At 59.8% G+C, this 17,545-nt stretch carries 17 protein-coding genes; 10 read left to right on the plus strand and 7 right to left on the minus strand.

The genetic code is table 11. From position 1 onward, the window contains the following. Positions 1 to 483, minus strand: a complete 483-nt coding sequence (locus OHD58_RS24150; protein WP_263806149.1) for an Lrp/AsnC family transcriptional regulator — start codon at positions 481 to 483, stop codon at positions 1 to 3. Positions 484 to 752: 269 nt separating this feature from the next. On the opposite strand from OHD58_RS24150, the gene trxB reads away from it, so the two are divergent. After that, positions 753 to 1,727, plus strand: a complete 975-nt coding sequence (trxB, locus tag OHD58_RS24155) for a thioredoxin-disulfide reductase (protein ID WP_263806151.1) — start codon at positions 753 to 755, stop codon at positions 1,725 to 1,727. 25 nt (positions 1,728 to 1,752) lie between these two features. Then, entirely contained in the window at positions 1,753 to 2,649 is an 897-nt protein-coding gene (locus tag OHD58_RS24160; RefSeq protein WP_263806152.1) for a LysR family transcriptional regulator, read from the plus strand. Between the two features lie 613 nt (positions 2,650 to 3,262). On the opposite strand, the gene OHD58_RS24165 is transcribed toward OHD58_RS24160, so the two are convergent. Next, entirely contained in the window at positions 3,263 to 5,314 is a 2,052-nt protein-coding gene (locus OHD58_RS24165) for an elongation factor G (RefSeq protein WP_263806153.1), read from the minus strand. Positions 5,315 to 5,539: 225 nt separating this feature from the next. Here OHD58_RS24165 and OHD58_RS24170 point away from each other — a divergent pair, with 225 nt between their 5' ends. Further along, positions 5,540 to 5,935, plus strand: coding sequence for a cupin domain-containing protein (locus OHD58_RS24170; protein ID WP_263806154.1), 396 nt, complete (start codon positions 5,540 to 5,542; stop codon positions 5,933 to 5,935). Between the two features lie 38 nt (positions 5,936 to 5,973). On the opposite strand, the gene OHD58_RS24175 is transcribed toward OHD58_RS24170, so the two are convergent. Beyond that, positions 5,974 to 7,176 carry a pyridoxal phosphate-dependent aminotransferase gene (locus tag OHD58_RS24175; RefSeq protein WP_263806155.1) on the minus strand — a complete coding sequence of 401 codons (1,203 nt, stop codon included), beginning with the start codon at positions 7,174 to 7,176 and terminating at the stop codon, positions 5,974 to 5,976. A 193-nt stretch (positions 7,177 to 7,369) separates the two neighbouring features. On the opposite strand from OHD58_RS24175, the gene OHD58_RS24180 reads away from it, so the two are divergent. The 5 genes from OHD58_RS24180 to OHD58_RS24200 all read left to right on the plus strand — a co-directional run bounded on the left by OHD58_RS24180 (position 7,370) and on the right by OHD58_RS24200 (position 13,855). Continuing rightward, positions 7,370 to 8,272, plus strand: coding sequence for an EAL domain-containing protein (locus tag OHD58_RS24180; protein WP_263806157.1), 903 nt, complete (start codon positions 7,370 to 7,372; stop codon positions 8,270 to 8,272). A 278-nt stretch (positions 8,273 to 8,550) separates the two neighbouring features. Continuing rightward, positions 8,551 to 9,414, plus strand: coding sequence for an EAL domain-containing protein (locus tag OHD58_RS24185; RefSeq protein WP_263806158.1), 864 nt, complete (start codon positions 8,551 to 8,553; stop codon positions 9,412 to 9,414). A 247-nt stretch (positions 9,415 to 9,661) separates the two neighbouring features. Then, on the plus strand, positions 9,662 to 11,353 hold the full coding sequence (locus tag OHD58_RS24190; protein ID WP_318528291.1) for an ATP-binding protein: 1,692 nt from the start codon (positions 9,662 to 9,664) through the stop codon (positions 11,351 to 11,353). A 41-nt stretch (positions 11,354 to 11,394) separates the two neighbouring features. Next, positions 11,395 to 13,080, plus strand: a complete 1,686-nt coding sequence (locus OHD58_RS24195; RefSeq protein WP_263806161.1) for a putative bifunctional diguanylate cyclase/phosphodiesterase — start codon at positions 11,395 to 11,397, stop codon at positions 13,078 to 13,080. A gap of 157 nt (positions 13,081 to 13,237) precedes the next feature. Continuing rightward, a complete protein-coding gene (locus OHD58_RS24200; protein WP_263806163.1) occupies positions 13,238 to 13,855 on the plus strand; it encodes a glutathione S-transferase family protein in 618 nt (205 codons plus the stop codon). A 201-nt stretch (positions 13,856 to 14,056) separates the two neighbouring features. Here the strand turns inward: OHD58_RS24200 and OHD58_RS24205 are convergent, their stop codons facing one another. Beyond that, positions 14,057 to 14,269 (minus strand): cold-shock protein, encoded by a 213-nt coding sequence (locus OHD58_RS24205; RefSeq protein WP_149760505.1) that lies wholly within the window; start codon positions 14,267 to 14,269, stop codon positions 14,057 to 14,059. Positions 14,270 to 14,578: 309 nt separating this feature from the next. Between OHD58_RS24205 and OHD58_RS24210 the strand changes: the two genes are divergently transcribed. Beyond that, on the plus strand, positions 14,579 to 14,905 hold the full coding sequence (locus tag OHD58_RS24210; protein WP_318528292.1) for a hypothetical protein: 327 nt from the start codon (positions 14,579 to 14,581) through the stop codon (positions 14,903 to 14,905). A gap of 11 nt (positions 14,906 to 14,916) precedes the next feature. Here OHD58_RS24210 and OHD58_RS24215 read toward each other — a convergent pair whose 3' ends face one another. Then, positions 14,917 to 15,474, minus strand: a complete 558-nt coding sequence (locus OHD58_RS24215) for a methylated-DNA--[protein]-cysteine S-methyltransferase (protein WP_263806165.1) — start codon at positions 15,472 to 15,474, stop codon at positions 14,917 to 14,919. 198 nt (positions 15,475 to 15,672) lie between these two features. Between OHD58_RS24215 and OHD58_RS24220 the strand changes: the two genes are divergently transcribed. Further along, positions 15,673 to 16,332 (plus strand): lytic transglycosylase domain-containing protein, encoded by a 660-nt coding sequence (locus tag OHD58_RS24220; protein WP_318528293.1) that lies wholly within the window; start codon positions 15,673 to 15,675, stop codon positions 16,330 to 16,332. A 56-nt stretch (positions 16,333 to 16,388) separates the two neighbouring features. Here the strand turns inward: OHD58_RS24220 and OHD58_RS24225 are convergent, their stop codons facing one another. Next, a complete protein-coding gene (locus tag OHD58_RS24225; RefSeq protein ID WP_263806166.1) occupies positions 16,389 to 16,622 on the minus strand; it encodes a hypothetical protein in 234 nt (77 codons plus the stop codon). Between the two features lie 199 nt (positions 16,623 to 16,821). Continuing rightward, positions 16,822 to 17,466 carry a TetR/AcrR family transcriptional regulator gene (locus OHD58_RS24230; protein ID WP_263806167.1) on the minus strand — a complete coding sequence of 215 codons (645 nt, stop codon included), beginning with the start codon at positions 17,464 to 17,466 and terminating at the stop codon, positions 16,822 to 16,824. Between the last annotated feature and the right edge of the window lie 79 nt (positions 17,467 to 17,545).

Consider the following 17,545-nt stretch of genomic DNA (forward strand, 5'->3'; position numbering starts at 1 on the left):
TCACGCGGGATCGTCGATGGCAACCAGTCCTTCGTCCTTGATCTGGCGTATGGTCAGTGCCGTACGCACCGTGTCGACGTTCGGTGTCGAGGTCAGTTCCTCGATGACGAAGCTCTGGAATGTCCCGAGGTCGCTTGCCACGCAATGCAGCAGGAAATCGGATTCGCCCGATACCATCCAGGCGCGCCGCACCATCGGCCAGTTGCGGGTGCGGTCGGAAAACGCCTTCAACTCGACCTCATGCTGGTGATGCAGGCCGATAAGGCAAAAGGCGACGACATCGAAACCCAGGGATTTGCTGTTCAGCAATGCCCGGTAGCCGCGGATGATGCCGGCGTCTTCCAACCGTTTGACGCGCCTCAGGCACGGTGGTGCGGAGATGCCGACCCGCTTTGACAGTTCGACGTTGGTCATGCGGCCGTCGTCCTGCAGTTCCCTCAATATCTTCCAGTCGATGGAATCGAGGTCTGCTTTCAGCGGCATTTAATTCACTCCGGGCATCGGCGGCGCAAGAATCTGTCGCTCGCTTGAAATTAAACTATCGGAAGATGCCCGCTCGGCCAAGTTCTGCCACGGCCTTGACAAGGATTTCATGGCATTGGGCCAAAACCCGCGGTGGAATGCCAAAGCTTTCCGGGGAGGAACGATTCGTCGCCTTGCATCAGGGGTCTGGCAACACCTAAATTACGGCGGAATGGATTCATATCCGCCCGGCGCATCTTTGGTGCCGGCCGACATAGAAGGTAACACCTATGACCGTGAAACACGCGCCCGTTCTCATTGTCGGCTCCGGCCCGGCCGGGTACACGGCCGCGATCTATGCGGCACGCGCAATGCTGAAGCCGGTCCTGGTCGCCGGAATGCAGCAGGGCGGCCAGCTGACGATCACCACCGACGTTGAAAACTATCCCGGTTTCGCCGACCCGATCCAGGGTCCCTGGCTGATGGAACAGATGGCGAAGCAGGCCGAGCATGTCGGTACCGAAATCATCCACGACCTGATCGTCGAGGTCGATATCCAGAGCCGGCCGTTTCAGCTTAAAGGCGATTCCGGCGTCACGTATACCAGCGATGCATTGATCATCGCGACCGGTGCCCAGGCCAAGTGGCTGGGCATCCCGAGCGAGCAGACTTACATGGGGTTCGGCGTCTCGGCCTGTGCGACCTGCGATGGCTTCTTCTATCGCGGCAAGGAGGTGGTGGTGATCGGCGGCGGCAACTCGGCCGTGGAGGAGGCGCTTTACCTCTCCAACCTCGCCAGGCACGTCACCGTCATTCATCGCCGCGGCGAATTCCGGGCCGAGCGCATCCTTCAGGAGCGTTTGTTCAAGAAGGAAAACGTCACGGTGCTTTGGGATACGATCGTCGATGAGATCACCGGCGTGCCCGGCAACAAGCCGTTGCCGCCGTCGGTCACCGGTATTCGTCTGAAGAACGCCAAGAGCGGGACGGTTTCGGAGCTTCCGGTCGATGGCGTGTTCGTGGCGATCGGCCATGCGCCGGCGGTCGAGCTTTTCGCCGGCAAGCTGAAGCAGAAGCCGAACGGCTATCTCTGGACCGCGCCGGATTCGACCAAGACGGACGTGCCCGGCGTATTTGCCGCCGGCGATGTGACGGACGACGTGTATCGCCAGGCGGTGACCGCTGCCGGACTGGGTTGCATGGCGGCACTGGAGGCCGAGAAGTATCTTGCTGAAATGGACGTGCATCGCGAAGCGGCAGAATAAGCCGCCGATAGACTGAGGGGTCGGCATGTCACTGGACTGGGACAAGTTACGCGTGTTTCACGCAGCGGCGGAGGCTGGGTCGTTTACCCATGCAGCCGAGACGCTGCGGCTTTCGCAATCGGCCATTTCGCGGCAGGTGAGCGCGCTGGAGAACGATGTCGGCGTGCCGCTCTTCCATCGCCACGCCCGCGGCCTGGTGCTGACCGAGCAGGGCGAGATCCTCTATCGCACCGCTCACGACGTGCTGATGAAGCTCGAGAACGTCCGCACGCGGCTGACAGAAGCGAAGGATCGGCCGTCGGGCGTGCTGCGTGTGACGACCACGGTCGGTCTGGGTACAGGATGGCTGACCGACCGCGTCCAGGAGTTCACCGACCTCTATCCCGACATCCAGCTCCAGTTGGTATTCGCCAATGAGGAACTCGACCTGACGATGCGGCAGGCCGACTGTGCTATCCGTCTGCGCCAGCCGCAGCAGCCTGACCTTATCCAGCGCCGGTTGTTCACCGTGCACCTGCATCTCTTCGCGGCGCCGTCCTATCTCGAGCGCTACGGTAGGCCGACAACGGTGAAGGATCTCGACAAGCATCGCATCATCACCTTCGGCGAACCGGTGCCCAATTTCCTGCGTGAACTGAATTCGCTCGAAACGCTTGGCCGGCTTGATGGCGATCGGCGGCCGGCAACCTTGCAGATCAACGACCTGATGTCGGTGCGCCGGGTGGTCAAGCGGGGTGTGGGCATAGCCATGCTGCCGGATTACATGGCTGACAAGGATTCCAGCCTCGTGCAGGTCCTGCCGGAGATCGAAGTGCCGTCCTTCGACACGTTTTTCTGCTATCCCGAAGCGATGAAAAATCAGGCAAAGCTCAAGGCTTTCCGTGATTTCGTATTCTCAAAAGCCCGCAGCTGGTCATTCTGACGGCGCTAACTGTCTAGTTTTTCTACATAAATTCTAAAAATACGCACTCATGCAAAAATGCATGGGTGAAATGCAGAGGGAAAGCTTGTTTTTTGGGCAAGAGGCGCCCATATCTCAATCATCTCCTGGGCGCGTTCCTCCTCCCATTAGCGCCCAGTGAGTGTTCCCCTCTGGAGGTTTAGCCCTAACGGGCACTTCCAATCAACTCAGCCGGATCGTTTCGATCCGGCTTTTTTGTTGCCTTTTTTCTCGAGCTTCCCGACGATTTTTTCGTCTCTAAAATGCAATCGGGTTTCGGCGAACGTAGCATCGGAAACGCTGTGTCGGGTTACATATAACGCCGCCTGCGTTTGACGTAACAGTCACATGTAACGTCAGGTAACCTTATGGCCGGCGAGACGGACAGGTAGACCTGTTGTCAGGACGCGATGTTGTCCGCCGGGAGATGGGGGCATCACTCGGCAGACGGGCTCAGCAACCTTCGCGTCCAGCTTTATTCGTCCGCCACCATGGCGGCAGACCGCGGCGGACCTGCCGTACCGCCTCCCGCGGTTACGGTCCGCAAAAAACGGCGCCCGGTACCCGGGCGCCGTTTTTTTGTTTGATGCGAAGCTCAGGCGGCCTTGCCGTTTGCGTTCATCGCTTCGTCCGCCAGCCGGCCGGTCAGTTCCGCCATGTGGTCGAAGTGGGCACTATAACTGGCGACGCCCGCAGTGGCGGAACGCAATTCGATGATGAGGTCGCCGATCGCCGATTGCGGCATGGTCGCTTCCACCACATCCCAGCCCGGCCAGCCGGGCCGAGCGTCGAAGCCAAGGATCTGTCCGCGCCGTTGCGGTACGATCGCAGTCACCTTCGCGGTCGCGTCGTTGGGCGTATAGATGTCCACCTTCATGATGGGTTCCAGCAGAACCGGCGAACATGCCGCCATGCCTTCCTTCATGGCGAGCTTGGCCGCCATCTGGAATGCCATGTCGGACGAGTCGACCGAATGGTACGAGCCATCCGACAGGTTGACCGACACATCGACGACCGGGAATCCCATTGGCCCCGATTTCAGATAGTCGCGCACGCCGGCCTCCACGGACTGGATGTAGGTCTTGGGAACGACGCCGCCGGTAATCGTGTCGGTGAACTGGAAGCCGCTGCCGCGTGGCAGTGGCTTGATGTCGATCACGACATCGCCGAACTGGCCGTGGCCGCCCGACTGTTTCTTGTGGCGGCCGCGTTGCGACACCGATTTGCGGATGGTTTCGCGGTAGGGAACCGCCGGTGCATGCCCGTCCACGGGTATCTGGTTCCTGCCCTCCAGGCGTTCAATGGTGACGCGCAAATGCATTTCACCATGTCCCGAGATGACCATCTCGCTGGAATCCTGATGGTGCTCGATGCGCAGCGATGGGTCTTCTTCGGCGATGCGGTGGATGGCTGCCGAGAGTTTCACATCATCCTTGCGTTCTCTTGAACGCAACGCCACTGAGTAAACAGGCTGCGGAACCTCCAAGCCGACCAGCGCCGGGATGCCGCCCTTGACCGAACTCAGCGTGGCGCCGGTCTTGACGTCGTCGAGCTTGCCCAGCGCGACCGTATCGCCGGCTTTGGCGGATGCGAGCTTTGCCTGGTCCTTGCCGAGCATGCGGTAGATGCCGGAGACTTTTGCGGTATCTCCGCCGGAGATGGTCAGTTCGGCGCCGTCTGTCACCGCGCCGGAAAGAATGCGCGAGATCGACAGCTTGCCGCCATGGGCGGTGTGTATGGTCTTCATCACCTGGACGACGGTGTTGCTGCCCTCGGGCACGCCGAGTCGCTTGCGGGTCGCGGCGACGTCCGGAGCGTCGTGACGAATGGCCTTCAGAAGCCGCAGCACGCCGTTGCCTTTTTCAGCCGAACCGATGAGAACGGGGGTGACCAGGCCGTCGCGCACGTCTGCCGCCAGATCGTCGAAGATCGCATCCTTCGGCGGATCGATCTCGTCCAGCAATTGCTCCATCAACTGGTCGTCATGGTCGGCCAGCGTTTCGAGCATCGAGAACCGCGCCTCGATCTCGCGGGCCTTTTCGTCGCTCGGAATCTCGGCGATCTCGCTCTCGGCATATTCGCGATAGATGTAGGCGCGCTCGAGCGCCAGATCGATCGAGCCGATCACGATGCCTTCCTTGCGCAACGGAATCTGGCGGAGCAGCAGAGGCGCGCTGCTGGTCGGCTGCAGCAGTTTCAGCGTGTCGCGGACGCCGGCGTCGCCCTTGTCGATCTTGTTGAGGAACAGAATGCGCGGGACACCGAGATCATCGAGCTTGCGCATGATGAGCTGCAAGGCAGGGATCTTCTTCTCGTCGGCTTCCGCGACCACGACGGCGATGTCGCAAGCTGCGAGCGTCGGTTCGGCCTCGAAGGAAAATTCGATGGAGCCGGGGCAATCGATGAAGGTCAGGCTTTCGCCCATGAATTCGGTTGTCGCTGCCGCTGCCTCGATGCTCATCTGGTGAGCGCGGGCTTCGGGCGAGTGATCTCCCACCGTATTGCCGGACGAGACCTGGTTCTGGCGGGGAATTGCGCCCGTTCGGGCTAGGATTGCTTCGAGAAGTGTCGTCTTACCGCTTGCAAAGGGACCGACTATGGCGATGCATTTCGGTCCCGTGCGTCGTCCTCCGGCGCGATTACCCATGACTGACCTCCACTCAGGCGTTTCCCTGTGAGCGGCGGCCGGCCTGTCGACCGTCGCGGGTATTTTTGTCAGCCTCCTGCCTTGCCTTATCGTCACACGGCTTTGCGAATGGGGCAAGAAAAATAGGGACTATAGGTCGCCGGCGAACGACTGCCATGCGGTTGCGCTGCAACTCATATCGGCCGAAGGTACTGTCTAACCGCAAACGGCTGAGGATTACCAACGATGAAGATCATACCCTGCGGGAGCGTTCAGACTATTGTTGCGCCCGACGCATATTTCACCGGCCGCGTCCTGCAGACGCCGATCATCGAGAAGGAGGCGCCCGCAAGGCTGCGGGCCACGATGGTCCAATTCGAACCCGGTGCACGCACAGCCTGGCACACGCACCCGTTCGGACAGACGCTGTTTGTGGTTTCGGGCGCCGGTCGCGCCCAGAGCTGGGGCGAGCCGGTTTTCGAGATCAAGGCAGGCGACGTGGTTTCATTCGCGCCAGGCGAAAAGCATTGGCACGGTGCCGGCCAGTCGACGGTCATGGCCCACATCGCCATGCAGGAAGCGCTCGACGGCAAGGCTGCCGACTGGCTGGAAAAGGTTACCGACGAGCAGTATGGCGGGTGAGGCGACTGCCCTCCGCCGGAGCGAAGGGCAGGGCATTCTTAGCTCAATGATGCGGTGAAGCGCTGGATGCGCGTGCAGGCTTCCTCGAGCAAGGCTTCCGACGTGGCGTAGGAGATGCGGAAGTTGGGTCCGAGACCGAAGGCCGAACCGAACACCACCGCGGCACCTTCCGCCTCCAGGAGTTCGGTGCAGAATGTCTCGTCATTGTCGATGATCTTGCCGCCGGGCGTTTTCTTGCCGATCAGCCCCTCGCAGGACGGATAGACGTAAAACGCGCCTTCGGGCGACGGGCAGGTGATGCCGCGCGCCTGGTTGAGCATCGACACGACGAGGTCGCGCCGGTTCTGGAAGATCGCCTTGTTCTTGGCGACGAAGTCCTGCGGGCCGTTCAGCGCTTCGACTGACGCCCACTGCGCGATGGTGCAGGCACCCGAAGTCTGCTGCCCCTGGATCATGTCCATTGCCTTGATCAACTGGACTGGTCCCGCCGCGTAGCCGATGCGCCAGCCCGTCATGGCATAGGCTTTCGACACGCCATTCATGGTCAATGTGCGGTCGTAGAGTTTAGGCTCAACCTCGGCGATCGTCTTGAACACGAAGTCGCCGTAGGTGAGATGCTCGTACATGTCGTCCGTCAGCACCCAGACATGCGGGTGCTTCAAAAGCACGTCGGCCAGCGCCCTCAGTTCGGCTTCCGTGTAAGCAGCGCCGGATGGGTTGGACGGCGAGTTCATCAGCAGCCATTTCGTCTTCGGCGTGATCGCCTTTTCGAGTTCCGCCGCCGTCAGCTTGAAGCCGTTGTCGATCGAGGTCTCGGCAAAGGCGGACGTGCCGCCGCAGAGCGCAACCATTTCGGGATAGCTGACCCAGTACGGCCTCGGGATGATGACTTCATCGCCGGGGTTAAGCGTCGCCATGAAAGCATTGAAAAGAATCTGCTTACCGCCGGTGCCAACGATCGTCTGCTCCGGTCTGTAGTCGAGGTTGTTCTCGCGCTTGAATTTCTTGGAGATCGCCTCGCGCAGCGGCACGATGCCCGATACCGGCGGATATTTCGTCTCGCCGCGCCGGATCGCCTCGATCGCCGCGTTCTTGATGTTGTCTGGCGTGTCGAAGTCCGGCTGGCCGGCGCTCAGATCGATGACCTCGCGCCCGGCGTTTTTCATGTCGCGCGCTTTCTGCGTGACAGCGAGGGTCGCTGAAGGCTTAACGCGGGAAAGGGCATCGGCAAGAAAGGCCATGACAATTTGTCTCCAGGATAGGCTTGCGCCGCTTGCGCAAGCAGCGCGCCTTAATGTCCGAACATCACGGCTTCCGCAAGGGCCGACAATGTCGCTATGGTTCGTCCAGACGTTTCCAACCCGTTAACGGGCGGTAAAATCTTGAGCAGCTATGGTTCTCCGTCAATCCTGACGGAATGCCGGAGCAATGAACGTGTCGGGCAGTAGCGGATTCGCTCCAATCATCCGGCAAGACGACGGCACCTTTGCCGGCGTCTGGGGCCCTTTTGCGTTGAAGACGGCTTTCCAGCCGATCTTCACCTTTCAGGAAGACCGACTTTTCGCGGGAGCCTTCGAAGGCTTGATCCGGCCGCTACGCGATGGCGAGCCCGTCCCGCCCACCACTTTCTTCAATTCGGTTCCGGCAAGTGAGCGGCTGCATGTCGAGACGTTGACGCGTACATTACATTTACAGAATGCCGGCGTATGCCTTGATCCCGAGGCATCGATCTTCATCAATTTCGATCCGTCGGTGTTCGATGAGAAGAGCGTCGCCGACGCCGCCTTGAGCGATATGCGGCTTGTGCTCCAGGCTGCCGCCATCGACCCCAGGCGGGTTGTCTGCGAAGTCACCGAGCAGAAATCCGCATCGGAGGCTGCACTCTACCGCTTCGTGCAGGCGCTCAAGCTGCACGGTTTCCGCATCGCCATCGACGACTACGGTTCGGCGGATTCGGATATTCACCGCGTAAGAGGGCTGAAACCCGACATCGTCAAATTCGATGCCCAATGGATCACGCGGCTGATGGAGACCGGACCGGGTTTCGCCTTGCTGTCGACGATGGTTTCGGCTTTCACCGAGCAAGGCATAAAAACGGTATTCGAAGGCATCGAGGAATCCTGGCAATTGGAACTCGCCGAGAAATCCGGTGCGTCGATGGTGCAGGGCTACGTCTTGGCGAGACCGCAAATCGCCTCCACGCGATTGGCACTCGATTACCCGGCGCTTGGCAAATCGCCCGGCGCAGCGACATCGAGCGAATACCCCGGGACCGGACCTCACGAGCACAAGGGACCTGCGCGCGGCGTCTTCGGCCGGCGGGTCAAATTGCCATAGCCGAAATGGCATCGGATCAGTAGCAGACGACAAACCACAAATCGTCCCGGTTGCATTAACTGCCGGTCAAACTCCTCCTGTTATGTTCTGCCCAAAGCCGAAGAAGAGCTGAACAGGGCAGGTCGTGTATAAGGGTCTGGGTTTCCCGGCGCATCCGTTCGGATCGCTGGCATTCACGTTTTTCGGGCACCGGTCGCAACGACCGCATTGGTGCTCGGCATCGCTATGCCGCCCTTGCTTCTCCAACTCGGTGCTTCCATGCCTGGAGAGGTCGGTCCATGGCTGAGGGCTTCCCGGAGGAATACGAAGTCGACAGGGCGATCTTTGTCGATGAGGTCGGGCTGGAGATCGGAATTTACGGGCAATATCGCCTGAAAACCTCTTACCAGCCGATTTTCAGACGCGAAGGATCGAACCTCGTTCCTTTCGCCCTTGAGGCGCGTGTGGCGCCATATCGCGAGGGCCAGCAGACGACCGCCACCGAATTTTTCGATGTGGTGCCATCGGCGGACAGGCGATTTGTCGAAGCGGTCTGCCGGACATTGCATTTGCGCAATCACCGCAATCTCGGCGCCGACGACGCCGCGAGCCTGCAGCTTTATCTCACGGTGGATCCGCGCCTCGAAATGCAGGGTCAAAACTCAGGCCTGCTGGCTTCGATCACCAGACTGGCCGAAGAATCGGACCTGTCTCCCGGCATGATCACGTGCGAAATCCTTGATGCACCGACGCTATCGACGAAAGCGCTTGCGGCGACCGTGGATGCGTTGCGTGACTATGGAGTGCGGGTTTCGATTGCCGAATTCAGGGTGGGTAAATCCGCGATCGACCGCATCATGCGGATCGAGCCGGACGTCATCAAGATCGATGGAGCCTGGTTCCGCAACGTACAGGACAGCGCCGAAACCGCCGTGCTCTTTCCGGCGGTCATAACGGCGTTTCAGGGACTTGGCGCCAACCTCCTGGTGCAGGGTATCGAAACGCCTTTTGAACTGGACGCAGCATTGAAATCGAACGCCAACTACCTGCAGGGTGTGCTGCTGGCGCGCCCGGCTCTAGTCGGGACGATCGTAGACGACAGGCCTCGGCCGATTACCTACTTCACGGAGCAGGACCGCAAGATCATGCCAACCCGGAGTTAAGCATCGTCCGACCGTCCGCTTCAATGAATAAAGTATTCACCATGTCAAATTATTAAGTGCTTGCGCTTAACTCCACCGAAATTTGAAACCTGATATCAATGGCCGGATTGGCAGGCGGGGGCGTACTGTGAATTTTGAAGAGCGAATTTCCAGCGAGATCGGCGGCAATCGGGCAAAGGTGTCCCTCGGGCAGGTTCTGTCCTGTCGCGGTTCGGAAGCCCGGATCGGATTGAGCGGATTGCCTTCATTGGGCACCGAACGCGCCACGATCGGCAAGTTCGTCGCCATCAAATGCGGACAGACGCTGTCCGTAGGCATGATTTCCGAGGTGACCAACACCCAATCCGACAGTAGGTCGGCCCCGGGTTACAGTGCTGTCGCTCGCGTCGATCTGATGGGAGAGATCGTTCTCGCTCCCGGCCAGGCAAACGTTTTTCGCCGCGGTGTTCGCAACTACCCTGCAATCGGCGACCAGGCCGAAGTGATATCCCGGTCGGACCTCAACCTCATCTACGCGCCCGCCGATGAAAGCTCGATCTCGATCGGGCATCTGCATCAGGACGCATCGATTCCCGCCAGCGTTAACGTGGAAGGTTTGCTGACCAAGCATTTCGCCGTTCTGGGATCGACCGGTGTTGGCAAGTCCAGCGGAGTGGCGGTGATTCTGGGTGAGCTTATGAAGGCGAGGCCGGACGTTCGCATTCTGTTGCTCGACGTTCACAACGAGTACGGCAAAAGCTTCGCCGAAGACGCGATCGTCATTGGCTCTCACAATTTCAAGCTGCCGTTCTGGTTGCTGAATTTTGATGAGATGACCGACATCATCTATGGTGGAAAACCAGCGATCCCTGAAGAAGTAGAGATCCTGGCCGAACTGATCCCCGTCGCGAAAGGGGTCTACCTGAATTACAAAAACGGCGGCGATCGCCCCATCTTGTCGCGCAAGAGCCACAAGATCGGCGGTTTCACGGCTGACACTCCGTCCCCTTACCTCGTCCAGGACCTGCTTTCGCTTATCGATGAGCGGATGGGCAAGCTGGAGAATCGCTCCACGCGGATGGCTCATCACCGGCTGATGATGCGCATCGAGGGCATCAAGAACGACCAGCGCTATTCATTCATGTTCGAGAACGCGAATGTAGGCGGCGATACGATGGCGGCGGTGCTCAACCAGCTGTTCCATCTTGATTCCGAAAAGCGCGGCGTCACCATCCTGAAATTGGCGAGTCTTCCTGGCGAAGTCGTCGATGCAATCGTCTGCGTGACCGCCCGTCTCGCATTCGAGTTCGGTCTGTGGAGCGATGGCGGTATTCCGCTGCTCCTGGTGTGCGAGGAGGCGCATCGCTACGCTTCCGCCGATCATTCGCTCGGGTTTGCTCCGGCACGCCGGGCTTTATCGAGAATCGCCAAGGAAGGTCGCAAATATGGCGTCCACCTTGGCCTGGTTACGCAACGGCCGGCCGAGTTGGATCCGACGATTATTTCGCAATGCAGCACGCTCTTCTTCATGCGCATGGCGAACGACAGCGATCAGCACATCATGCGATCCGCGGTCTCCTATGCGACGGAAAATCTGCTGTCCTTCATTCCGTCGCTCGGCACCGGAGAGGTGGTCGGTATCGGGGAAGGCATGCCATTGCCCGCGCGGTTTTCGTTCAACACCTTGCCCAGGGAACTGTTGCCCTGCAGCGAGCCAGGGACCGATGACTCGCATGAGGTCAAGAATCTCGGACGTGGGGAGCTCGTAAAACGAGCAGTCGAGCGCTGGCGCCGCGCCACCACCAATCAGACCCCCTGGTTGATGGAAGAGAACACGCCCGAAATCGAGAAGGCTCCCGAAACCCAAAGCGCCCTGACGCGTGGCTTGCAGGCTTTGGCGGCGGAGCACGAGCGGCTTCGCCCCCTCGATCCCGAGCGATATACGTTGCTGAAGCGCTAGATCGAACGACCGATCGCAGTCTTGGATTTTGTTGCAATAAAATGTCACCGGAAATTGCCCACAGTCTCACTGATCAAACCAGTCCGGCCACCGATTGGGCTGCTGGTGGTCGGGATCAATCTGGAGCGACCGCAACATTCCATCCGTTGAATGCCATTCTCGAAGGCGCCGGATTCGGCATCGAGATCAGGTCTGCGCTAGGGACTACCGTTTATTCCAACAAACTTGGTTTGTTGGCGCATGAACTGACAACGGAAGGCAATGCAAATCCCGGCCGGAAATTCCGCAGCAGGAGGTATGATGTCTCTTGCAGTGCGCAGAGTTACCGGGTTGACCTGACACTGGACGAGACGGAGCACGACGAGCGGGAACGTGAACTCATCCAGAAAGCGTATTTCGACGACCTGACCAGGCTGCCGAACCGCGCGTTGTTCGAGCGGAGCGTCCAGTCCCTTATCGAGGACGGCCAGCCGCCTTTCGCACTGGCCTTCCTCGATATCGACGGCTTCAAGCAGGTCAACGACTACTACGGACACGATACAGGCGACGAACTGCTCGCGAAAATCGCTGAACGTCTGGGCGGCAGCTTGCGTTCATCAGACATGCTGGCGCGCCTCGGAGGCGACGAGTTTGCCCTCCTGATTTCACCTTTCGGCGAGATGGATGAACTTGTCGAAACCATCGGCTGGATCGCCAGCCGGATCAAAGACCCTTTCTTCGTCATGGGACATGAAGTTTTTACCTCGGCTTCGATTGGCGTCAGCATCTATTCGCGCGACGGCAGCAACTATGAGATGCTTCGCTCGAATGCGGATCGCGCGATGTACAAGAGCAAGGGCAAGGCCAAGGGTTCGATACAATTCTTCGATTCCAGCATTGAACACGCGGCGGCCGAGCGCAGCCGCCTGGAACAGAGGCTCAGGCTTGCAATCCGCGACCGTCGGGTCTGCTGCGCATATCAACCAAAGGTCGATCTCCGCTCGGGAGCCGTTGCCGGTATCGAGGTTCTTATGCGCTGGCGAGACGAGGACGGCGCCATCCAGCCGCCTGGAGAGTTCCTGCAACTCGCCATTGAGTTGGGACTCATGGATGACCTTACTCATCTTATTCTCGCCGAGACCATACGATCGATCGACCGCATCAACGAGGCGTTCGGCGCCGGCTGTTCGATCAGCATCAATGTCGCTGCCCGACAGGCGGACAACCCGGATTTCATGGAATCCCTGGTAGCTGCGCTGGACGTGACCGGCTTTGCGGACAGGTTCATGCTGGAATTGACCGAAGAGGCGTTTCTTTCAAAAAGCGTCTTCCAGACGCGGATATTGCCGCTGGTCAGGAAAACCGGCGCGCGCGTTTCGATCGATGATTTTGGCAGCGGGTATTCCTCGCTGTCGGCCTTGGCCGACATAACCGCCGACGAAGTGAAGGTCGATCGTTCGTTCATTACGGACATCCACAAGAAGCCGCGCAACCAATCGATCCTCAAGGCGATCGAGGCGCTGGGACATTCGCTCGGCATGTCCGTGATCGTCGAAGGTGTCGAGACCTTCGAGGAGTTGGCGTACTTGCAGGCCGCGACGCGGATCAAATATGCCCAAGGCTACTATTTTTCCCAGGCTATCCTTCTGGAGGATCTGGAGGCGGTTTCGATCAGCGAATTGCGGCCCACCTCGCTCGCCCGCAGCAACGCGCCCAGCAGAACTGCGGGCTATGCTGGGAGCCGTTGATTCCTGAGATCCGGCTTCGCCTGAACAACCGTCGGTGTCGGACCGGTTGGGACATCGATGCCCGGCATCAGCGCGACTGATGCTTTCCCAAAAACAACTGACTGGAAGCCGCTCCATCGTCCGGGGTATTTGCAACGGAATTGGGAGGAAGCGCCACGTGATCACCCTCTACGGCATGACCGACAGCGGCAATTGCTACAAACCCAGGCTGCTGTTGGCGAAGCTTGGCGAGCCGTTTCGCCACGTCGAGACCAACGCGATGGATGGTTCGACCCATTATGCCGAGTTTCTGGCCAAGAACCCCAATGGCAAGGTGCCGCTGATGGAGTTCGAGGACGGAAGGCTGTTGGCTGAATCGAACGCCATGTTGCTCTATCTGGCGGAGGGAACGCGCTTTGTCCCCGCACGGCACTATGAGCGGGGTCTGGCCTATCAATGGCTGTTCTTCGAACAATACAGCCACGAACCCTATGTGGCGGTGAGGCGCGCGCTGTTGAGATTTCCCGAGCGAGCGAAGGATGCAACGCCGGAGCGGCTGGCGTCGACGCTTGCGGGCGGCAACAAGGCGCTCGATGTCATGGAAGCCCAGTTGAAGCGCACACCGTTCCTTGTCGGTGATGCAATCTCGGTCGCGGACATCTCTCTTTATGCCTACACGCATGACGCCGGTCTGCATGGATTCGATCTCGGATCGTTTCCTGCGGTGTCGGCGTGGCTGCGGCGGGTCGAGGCCGACGATGGCCACGTGCCGCTCGACTGGACGCCGTCGGCTTAACGCCAGACGCAAAAAAGGCGGGACTGATCCCGCCTTCCACTGCTTGGTAGCCTGATCTGTAACATGCTCGGTTCCGGTGTCGGCAGCAATCTGCTGCGTCGACGTCCGGTTCGTCATCATGCACTCGCGCGCTCTTGGCGCGGCCGCCAGTACATCCGTGACTTGCCGCGCGCTTCCGGTTGCCCGGGGCGCGCGAAAAAATCAGGCTGCCTTGCTAAGAGATCCAGCGGACGACTTGCCGGTGCGGCGGTCCTGCTCGATCTCGAAGTTGATTTTCTGGCCTTCAACGAGGTTCGTCATGCCAGCGCGCTCGACAGCGGAGATGTGGACGAAAACGTCCGCGCCGCCGTTGTCCGGCTGAATGAAGCCGAAGCCCTTGGTGCTGTTGAACCACTTAACGGTGCCAGTAGCCATATGCGTATTCCTTGACAAAGTTTGCAACGTGAATAGTCCGACTAGATGTCAGACCGGTTGTATCGAGATTTTGGAGATAGACGTCAGCAAACGCGGGTTCCGCGGGGCCACTAGATCGATCGGCCGAAATATCAACGGAACGGATATAGGCCGGAAAGCCCGCCAACACAAGAGGCATTGGGCAACTATTCCTCGAACGGGCATTGGCAGGTGCCCTAACGTCGCCTAAATCCATTGCAACGGGTGAAACAGAGCACCGTTGCCGTCCGTATCTTCAGACGAAGAACCCTCCGTGGAGGCTGGACCATGATGAAATTTCTGCTCGCGATGTCGGTCCTGCTGGTTTCCATGCCGGCGCACGCGATCACCCGCTACAACTCGACCAGCATGACCTGCCAGGAGGTCCAGGCGACGATCCGCCGGGATGGCGCGGCCATCATGCGCTATCGATCGACCCGCAATCCATCGCTTCAGCTTTATGGCCGCTACGTCAGCGACGATCGCTTCTGCAAGCAGGAGGAGAGGGCGGAAACGGTCTTCATCCCCTCCGCAGACCGCAAATCCTGTCCGGTCTACGAATGCAAGGTCGTGGATTTCGACGACGATTTCCCGATCTTCCGGCTGCGTCGCGACTGAGCGATCGCGCCTCAAAACCCGAATGCAGTCTGAGCCGGCGGTGGCGGACCGACGCGCACGCCTTCCATGTTGAGTAGCTTTTCCTTGGTGGTGCTTCCGCCGGGAGCCGAAAATCCGCCGATCTTGTTGCCGGCTGCCAGGATGCGATGGCACGGCACGACGATCGGTACCGGATTCTGGCCGAGAGCCTGGCCGGTATCGCGCGCTTCGCCCGGATAGCCTGCGCGGGTTGCCAGTTCGCCATATGTCGTGGTCTCGCCAAAGGCGAGCTTGCGGGCGGCATCGTAGATCGCCAGCCGGAAGGCATCGATGCCGGTGAGGTCCACGGGCACCGAGGAGAAATCGACTTGCTCGCCCGCTGCATAGCGCCTCAGGGTCTCGACAATCTCGGCCACCCAGGCAGGAGGATCGCTTTCGACGCCGTCGACCGTGCGGCGCTGCAGCCGGCGTTCCGTCGCGGTGCGGTCATGCGAAGGCAATTGCAACTGAGTCAGGCCCTTTTCGCTCCAGGCGATACCGAGCCAGCCGAGCGGCGTTTCGAATACGTGGTATTTTTGCAAGGAAGACATGGCAAATTCCCAACGGTCTTGTCTCTTGATCATGAACTGGTCCGACGGACATTTCAGGAACGGCCGTCAGCTACCCATGCACCGTAATCTAGTGTGCCGCGGCGTTTTCGAACACCCGATTCCAGACACGTTGCTGACACAACGGCCTTGATGTAAGGAGAACCAGGGCGCGACGCCTGTTTTTTGATGGAACGAGAGGTGTTTTTGTCCGAAATCCGGACCTTCCTGGCGGTTGGCGCCATGCTTGCCTCGATCGGGCTGACCGCCTGTACGTCGACCGGCGACAGCACGTCGGCAAGCCTTGCCATGTCCTCCAGTGCCGACCTGACGTTGCCGGACACCGTGGCGGTCGTGCCTACATCCTTCGCCCCGGATCCCACTGCACCGGCAGCATTCGCGGAAACCAGCGAAGCCAAGGCAGCGGTGACCGAGGTGGCTTTCACGCCGAACGCCTATGCCAAGGCCAATACGCCCAGCAGTGATCTCGACACGCTGATCGCCAAATACGCCGCGGTCTATGAAGTACCGGTCGACCTGGTGCGCCGCGTGGTCAAGCGCGAGAGCACGTTCAATCCGCGCGCTTACAACAAGGGCCATTGGGGTCTGATGCAGATCAAGCATGCGACGGCGCGCGGCATGGGCTACACCGGTCCGGCGAAAGGCCTGCTCGACGCTGAGACCAATCTCAAATACGCGGTGAAGTATCTGAAAGGCGCTTTCCTCGTCGCGGACGGCAACCAGGATCTCGCCGACCGGCTTTACCAGCGCGGCTATTATTATGACGCTAAGCGCAAGGGCCTGCTCGACGAAACCGGGCTCGGCAAGGACCGGCGACGGCGGATGGCGTCCAATTCCTGATTAAACATGCAAAAAGGGCGGCTTGGGCCGCCCTTCTGCTATGCGGAATATCTCATTTACTTCTTGAGCGTGTCGGCCGCCGGCATCGCGTCGGCGTTGCTTTTGGTCTGGTGCTTGCCGGAAACGATCTTGCGGACGATCGAACCGGTCGACGTGCGGTCGAGTTCGGGCGTTGCCGGCTGGCTGACGCTCCGGGCTTCCGGATAGTGGAGGGTTGCGGCGAAATCGCCTGCGAAAGCTGCGCCTGAAGTGACGGCGAGGGCCGCGAGGGTGAGAGCAATCGTCTTCATGGTCATTCTCCGTTGGCAATAATTCTTATACGCGTACGCTACTTCGTACATATACGAGCCAATCGGGAGACTTTCAACATAATTTCGTACATGTACGGTAAAATTTTCGAGAGCGCGCCGAAAACCCGGAGCGGCGGTACCTCGTGAAATGGCGATGCAGAGAATGACGATGCGGTTGTGCGCTGCCGGCGGGCAGAATTCAGCAGAGGGCGGCTGGTCCTGACAGCGGCTGCACTTCGCGCGAACGAATAGCGGCCAGTGCCAGTTCGATGACGGCGTCGGCATAGTCCTGGCCGGGGCCGAACGAATACTGCGGAAAGTTGATCACGGCCGAGATCGCACCGTGGGTGGTGGTCCACAGGAAGGTCGTGATGGCGTGCTCGTCGCCCTTGAGCAGGCCCGCCTCGAGGCAAGCCATCACGCATTTGCGCATCGACAGCAGCGCCGGGTTTTTCTTCTCCAGTTCCGCCGCCATCTCCGGGTCGGCCGGCTGCGGTTTCTGGGTCATGAAGATGATGCGGTACTCGTTCGGGTTTTCGAGGCCGAAGGCGGCGAACTCGCGCATGCCGTGGCGCAGCGCCGCAAGGGGTTCTTCTGGCAGGTTGCGCTCGGCCCGCCGCGCCAACTGCTCGAAGACGTCTTCGGCGAGCGCCAGCAGGATATCCTGCTTGTCGGCGAAATAGGAATAGACCGACATCGGCGCATAGCCGACGCGCTTCGCCAGCTTGCGGATGGTGAGGCCCTCATAGCCCTCGTCCTTGACCAGCGCATGGGCGGCGGCGACAAGCTCTGAGCGCAGCTCGGCCTTGTGACGTTCCCGGCGGCTCTGGACGGTGACCGGCATTTGCGTGGTGGTCCTGCTCTTCTTCCGTACCTGCACGAATTATATACGCTGTACGGGACCACAACAAGTTGAAGCTATT

The organism is Mesorhizobium sp. ZC-5, assembly GCF_025753855.1.
GTDB lineage: Bacteria > Pseudomonadota > Alphaproteobacteria > Rhizobiales > Rhizobiaceae > Neomesorhizobium.

Coding starts and splice junctions, on each gene's coding strand:
- OHD58_RS24150 (WP_263806149.1), bottom strand. CDS start 483: ATGCCGCTGAAAGCAGACCTCGATTCCATCGACTGGAAGATATTGAGG.
- OHD58_RS24195 (WP_263806161.1), top strand. CDS start 11,395: ATGTCACCGGAAATTGCCCACAGTCTCACTGATCAAACCAGTCCGGCC.
- OHD58_RS24230 (WP_263806167.1), bottom strand. CDS start 17,466: ATGCCGGTCACCGTCCAGAGCCGCCGGGAACGTCACAAGGCCGAGCTG.
- trxB (WP_263806151.1), top strand. CDS start 753: ATGACCGTGAAACACGCGCCCGTTCTCATTGTCGGCTCCGGCCCGGCC.
- OHD58_RS24165 (WP_263806153.1), bottom strand. CDS start 5,314: ATGGGTAATCGCGCCGGAGGACGACGCACGGGACCGAAATGCATCGCC.
- OHD58_RS24205 (WP_149760505.1), bottom strand. CDS start 14,269: ATGGCTACTGGCACCGTTAAGTGGTTCAACAGCACCAAGGGCTTCGGC.
- OHD58_RS24160 (WP_263806152.1), top strand. CDS start 1,753: ATGTCACTGGACTGGGACAAGTTACGCGTGTTTCACGCAGCGGCGGAG.
- OHD58_RS24215 (WP_263806165.1), bottom strand. CDS start 15,474: ATGTCTTCCTTGCAAAAATACCACGTATTCGAAACGCCGCTCGGCTGG.
- OHD58_RS24210 (WP_318528292.1), top strand. CDS start 14,579: ATGAAATTTCTGCTCGCGATGTCGGTCCTGCTGGTTTCCATGCCGGCG.
- OHD58_RS24175 (WP_263806155.1), bottom strand. CDS start 7,176: ATGGCCTTTCTTGCCGATGCCCTTTCCCGCGTTAAGCCTTCAGCGACC.
- OHD58_RS24225 (WP_263806166.1), bottom strand. CDS start 16,622: ATGAAGACGATTGCTCTCACCCTCGCGGCCCTCGCCGTCACTTCAGGC.
- OHD58_RS24170 (WP_263806154.1), top strand. CDS start 5,540: ATGAAGATCATACCCTGCGGGAGCGTTCAGACTATTGTTGCGCCCGAC.
- OHD58_RS24185 (WP_263806158.1), top strand. CDS start 8,551: ATGGCTGAGGGCTTCCCGGAGGAATACGAAGTCGACAGGGCGATCTTT.